Genomic DNA, 4,993 nt, shown 5'->3' on the forward strand with positions numbered 1-4,993 from the left:
ACGATACCCTGCGCCTGCTGGCGCAGCAGGAACTTCTTGGTGAAGCGGTCCGGCGCCGTCTTTTCGATCTGGCCGATCGCGACGTCGGCAACGCCGAGCAGCGGCACCTGGCCGGAGATCAGTGCCTGCGCGGAGGAGGCGTCGTCGTCGTAGCGCTGGACGTTGGTGTCGGCCGCGGCGATTGCCGTCACGGCGGTGTCCTGCGTGGTGCCGCGGGTGACGCCGATCGTCTGGCCCGCGAGGCCCGCCTTGTCGGTGATGGCGATATCCTTGTCGCCATAGACGAACTGCTCGAGACCGGCATAGGGCACCGAGAAGTTGACAACCTTGAGGCGTTCCTCGGTGATGCCGAGCGTGGCAAACAGCACGTCGGCCTGGCCCGACAGCAGGTACTGGATGCGGTTGGCCGAGGTCACCGGCAGGATGGTCAGCTTGACGCCGATGCTGTCGGCGAACTCCTTGGCGAGATCGGGATCGTAGCCGACGGCCTGGCCGTTGGAATCGAGCAGGCCGAAGGGTGGGTAATCGACCAGCGAGCCGACGGTGATCGTGCCTTTGTCCTTGATTTCCTTCAAGGTCAGGGCTGAAGCCGGCATCACGGTGACGGCCGCCGCGACCGCGACGCTCGCGACGAACGTCAGAGCATTTTTCCAGAGTGTCATCAGGTGTATCCTCCCTTTCAAAAAATGGATCCCCGACATCGAGGGTCCGGACAATTCGAGACGTCAGCGTGTCGCCAGAGCGGCGTAATGCCCTTCCATGCGCCGGGCGTAGACCGAAAGCGGCCAGCACAGGCAGAAGTAGATGATGGTCACCAGCCCGTAGACCTTGAGCGGCGAGTAGGTCGCGTTGTTCATGATCTGCGCGGCGCGCATCAGCTCGACGAAGCCGATGATCGAGGCGAGCGACGTGCCCTTGATCAGCTGGACGAGGAAGCCGACGGTCGGCGCCAAGGCGATGCGCGCGGCCTGCGGCAGGATCACCGATTTCATCCGATCGAAATAGGACAGGCCAAGCGCCCAGCTCGCCTCGCTCTGGCCTTCCGGCACCGCCTGGATGCAGCCGCGCCAGATCTCGCCGAGAAAGGCGGCGGCGTGCACGGTAAGCGCCAGTGCGGCCGCCACCCAGGGGCTGACGCCGAAGCCGATGATCTGCAGGCCGAAATAGGTGAGGAAGAGCTGCATCAAGAGCGGCGTGCCCTGGAACAGGCGAATGAAGCCGAGCGCCGGCAGGCAGAGCAGCCGGTATTTCGACACCCGCGCCAGCGCCACCACGAGTCCGCCGACGGCGCCGCCGGCAAAGGCGGCGGCCGAAAGCGCGATGGTCCACTGGACAGCCAGAATGATGAACCAGAATTCCTGTATGCCGAAGGGGCGGATCATGACCTCGCTCCTACCGGCTTAAGGGATAGTTAAAGGCGAGGCGCTGGATCAGGCGGAACAGGCCGGAGAAGCCGAGCGACATGACGAGGTACATGCCGGTGATGACAAGATAGACCTCGAAGGCGGTGAAGGTTCGCTGCTGGATGTCGTTGCCGGCGGCGGCCAGGTCCGTCGCCGAGATCACCGAGACGACGCTGGTCGACAGCATCAGGTAGACGAACTGGCTGGTCAGCGCCGGGTAGATGGTACGCACCGCCTGCTTCAGGATGATGTAGCGGAAGATCTGCAGGCGGTTGAGCCCGAGCGCGACGCCGGCCTCGACCTGGCCCTTGGCGATGGATTCGATGCCGGCCCGGATGATTTCGGTGGCGAAGGCGCCGACATTGACCACCAGCGCCACGATGGCGGCGGTGTTCGGCGTCATGCGGATGCCGAATTCCGGCAGCGCGAAATAAATGAAGTAGATCTGCGCCAGGAAGGGTGTGTTACGGACGAGCTCGATATAGGCGTCGATCAGCCAGCGCAGCGGGGGCGGCCCGCCGGTCTTGGCAAAGGCCAGCACGACGCCGACGATCAGGCCGAGAATCATGGCAACGAACGAGAGCTGGATGGTGATCCACGCGCCCGTTAGAAGATGGTCCATGTTCGCGAACACGGGCGCGAATAGGAGCTGATACTGCATGACCTCCCTAACTTCCGGCTGCTCCAGAAATGCCTGCCCGCCACGCTCCGATCCGCCGACCGCGCGCGCCTCCCTATCGGGGAAGCTTAAGCCGGCGGCGCGATGCAGAGATATTATCGGTTCGGTTCCCCCCACCTCGCCAAATGTGTTGGCTGGCGCCGCCCGCGCGGCGGTTCAATCCAGCCGGTAGACGCGCCTCGCGGTGCCGGCAAACAGCCCGCGTTTCACGCCGTCGGATGCGCCGGAAACGATGCGCTTGAAGGCGTTCCAAAGGGCGGCATAGCCGATGCCCATCCGGTCGACCGGGAAGTTGCTCTCGAACATGGCGCGGTCGGCTCCGAAGAGTTCGATGCAGGTCTCGATGTAGGGACCCCACATGGAGGCGAGTTCGGCCGAGGTCGGCGGCGCGGGCCGGGTGTTGTAGTCGTAGGCGGCAAGCCGCATCATCATGCCGCCGAGCTTGATCGAGACGTTCGGGCAGGTGGCGAGTTCGGCCATCGACGCCTTCCAGGCGGCGAAGACCTCGTCCTTGCGGCCGGCATAGGGGCCGTAGCCGAGCGGGCAGCCGCAATGGCCCATGACGATGCTGGCCTCCGGAAAGGCGCGCGCGAGGTCGGTGACGTCGGCGAGCTGGGGATGGTAGAGCCAGGCGTCGAAGGATAGGCCCATGGCGACGAGCCGGGCAAATCCGGCGCGGAAATGCGGCTGCCCGTAAAGCCCGGGCGCGATGCCCGGAAAGCTGTTGCCGATGATCGGGTCGGCGTCCCACCCGCCTGAGTGGCGGATGCCTCGGAAACGACCGCCGCCGGCCCGTACATGCGCCTCCAGGACCGGCGCGACGCCGTCGCCGAGCATCAGGTCGGCGAAGCCGACGATGCCGGCCGCAACACGGATCGGCCCGTAGATGCCATTGTCGCACATGGCGGCGATGCCGGCGGCGACCTCGGTCTCACCGACGGGCTGCATCTCCTTCGGGCCGAAGGCGCGATCCCATTCGTAAGCGTTCATGTGAACGGTGGCGACGACCGTGTGGCCACTGTTGGCATCGGCGAGGAACTCGTCGAGCATGTAGCGGTGGCCGCTGGTGGTGCGAAGGTCCCAGAGATGATGATGGGTGTCGATGATCTCCAATTCGGGGTCGAGAATGACCTCCGGCTCTGCCGTCGCCAGCCAGGCTTCGTCCGGCGGGAAAATACGGCCGTATCGGGTGGGCAGTCTGGACGAACGCATCGGTATTCCCTGTCTCATTTTTTGTCCGTGGACCGTGAAGCCGGCGGCCTCACGGAGCGGGCACAAGCCGGCAACGCAATGCCGATCCCGTGCCGGTGACGGCGAGTTCGCACGGCGCCGCGACGTCGAACGGTTGCGTCAGCGTGCCGGTGAAGACCACGCCGCTACACCTCCGGACCTGTCCCCGTTCGCGCAGATGCGCGATCAGGTGGCCGAGCACCGCGAGCGTATCGGGCAGATCGTCGCCGCGCAGGCCGCGGGCGCGCAAATGGCCGTCGACCGTGACGCCGGCATGTGCGGCGATGTCGCCGATCGCGTCAAGATCGACGGTTTGGCCCAGGACCACCGCATGCGACACGCAATTGTCGGCGATCGTGGCCGGTACGCCGATGCGCTGGCGGTCGGGAAGGCGCGAGGAGACGATTTCGAAGCCGATATGCGCGGATTCGATCAGGTCTGGGGTGACGACGGGTCCGGCGTCACACGCCAGCACGAGCGCGATCTCCAGTTCGATAGTGACGCTGGCATCGCGGGGCACGATGACGTCTTCGCCACTGACGTGGCGGCGCGGCGCCAGGATGCGCCCGAAGATCGGGCGGGAGAGACCGGCGCCGCGATAGAAGTTGCGCCCGGCGAGGCCGATCTTCCAGCCGACGACCGCATGGCCGAGGAGCGCGATCAGCCGGTCCTGGACATCGTAGCCTTCGGCGAGGCTGCGCGGCCGTACGTCGGCGCGCAATCCGGCCGGCTGCGCACCGGCGCGCCATGCGCTCGCCAGTCCCTCTGCCGCGCGGTCGAGATCGAAGCTGTCGCTCATGTTGTCAACGGCCCGTCATCAGGCGAAGAAGACGCCGCCATTGACGTTGACGATCTCGCCGCAGAAATTGCTCGCCCCCTTCGTGCATAGGAAGGCGATCGGCCAGGCGATCTCCTCGGCGGTGGCCATGCGTCCGAGCGGAAAGTTTTCGCGCGGAAAGTCGATGTTGGCGCTGAACGGCGTCACGACCGGTCCGGGGGCGACGCCGTTGACCAGAACGCCGCCCGGCGCAGCCTTGCGGGCAAGCAGGCGGACCAGCGCGTGCAACCCGCCCTTGGAGGTGACGTAATCGGGCGGCGTCGTCGTCAGCGTGCCGCCGTGCCAGCCGGCCAGCGAGCCGATGAGGATCAACCGGCCGCCGCCGTTCCCGGCCATGTGGGCGATGCCGGCGTGACCGAGTTCGATCGGCAGCCGGACGTTGACCGCCATGGTCCGGGCGAAGCGGGCTTCCCAGTTTGGGTCCTGGTCCCAGGGAATCTGCGTCGGAACGATGCCCGCGCAATGGACGACCGCGCGGACCGGCCCGGAGGCGAAGAGCCGGGCTATGGCGCCGGGCGTCAGGAGGTCGCCCTGGACCGTTTCGGGAACGACGTTGTGGGCGATGAGATCGGCACAGGTCGCGTCGAGGCTTGAGACATCGGCGAGCAGCAGGTCGGCGCCGAGGCTGGCGAGAGCGCTTGCCGTCGCCCGGCCGATCCCGCTCGCCGCGCCGGTGACGACAATGCGCTGGCCGCTGAGGTCGAGCGCTTCGGGAAGAGATAGTGCCATGAATTCCACCCTGAAGCTGGCGTTTCAGACCCTGGCGCGCGGTGCCAGCCGCTCGATGATCGCCCGGGCGATCGCGCCCGTGCCGTCGCTGCCGCCAATGTCATAGGGACGAAC

At 66.3% G+C, this 4,993-nt stretch carries 6 protein-coding genes; all 6 read right to left on the bottom strand.

The annotated features are described in order from the left end of the window. The coding region (locus tag EN914_RS23985; RefSeq protein ID WP_164778876.1) for a transporter substrate-binding domain-containing protein at nucleotides 1-662 on the bottom strand (662 nt) is incomplete at its 3' end. 63 nt (nucleotides 663-725) lie between these two features. Beyond that, nucleotides 726-1,382, bottom strand: coding sequence for an amino acid ABC transporter permease (locus EN914_RS23990; RefSeq protein WP_024504873.1), 657 nt, complete (start codon nucleotides 1,380-1,382; stop codon nucleotides 726-728). Between the two features lie 10 nt (nucleotides 1,383-1,392). Then, nucleotides 1,393-2,064: an amino acid ABC transporter permease gene (locus tag EN914_RS23995; protein ID WP_024504874.1), complete on the bottom strand. Its 672-nt coding sequence runs from the start codon at nucleotides 2,062-2,064 to the stop codon at nucleotides 1,393-1,395. Nucleotides 2,065-2,238: 174 nt separating this feature from the next. Continuing rightward, on the bottom strand, nucleotides 2,239-3,294 hold the full coding sequence (locus tag EN914_RS24000) for an amidohydrolase (protein WP_024504875.1): 1,056 nt from the start codon (nucleotides 3,292-3,294) through the stop codon (nucleotides 2,239-2,241). 49 nt (nucleotides 3,295-3,343) lie between these two features. Further along, on the bottom strand, nucleotides 3,344-4,111 hold the full coding sequence (locus EN914_RS24005; protein ID WP_024504876.1) for a 2-keto-4-pentenoate hydratase: 768 nt from the start codon (nucleotides 4,109-4,111) through the stop codon (nucleotides 3,344-3,346). Between the two features lie 18 nt (nucleotides 4,112-4,129). Then, nucleotides 4,130-4,879 (bottom strand): SDR family NAD(P)-dependent oxidoreductase, encoded by a 750-nt coding sequence (locus EN914_RS24010; protein ID WP_032899540.1) that lies wholly within the window; start codon nucleotides 4,877-4,879, stop codon nucleotides 4,130-4,132. Nucleotides 4,880-4,993 lie beyond the last annotated feature (114 nt).

Origin of the sequence: Mesorhizobium sp. M7A.F.Ca.CA.001.08.2.1, assembly GCF_003998455.1 — a bacterium.
In the GTDB taxonomy this organism is placed as follows: domain Bacteria; phylum Pseudomonadota; class Alphaproteobacteria; order Rhizobiales; family Rhizobiaceae; genus Mesorhizobium; species Mesorhizobium ciceri.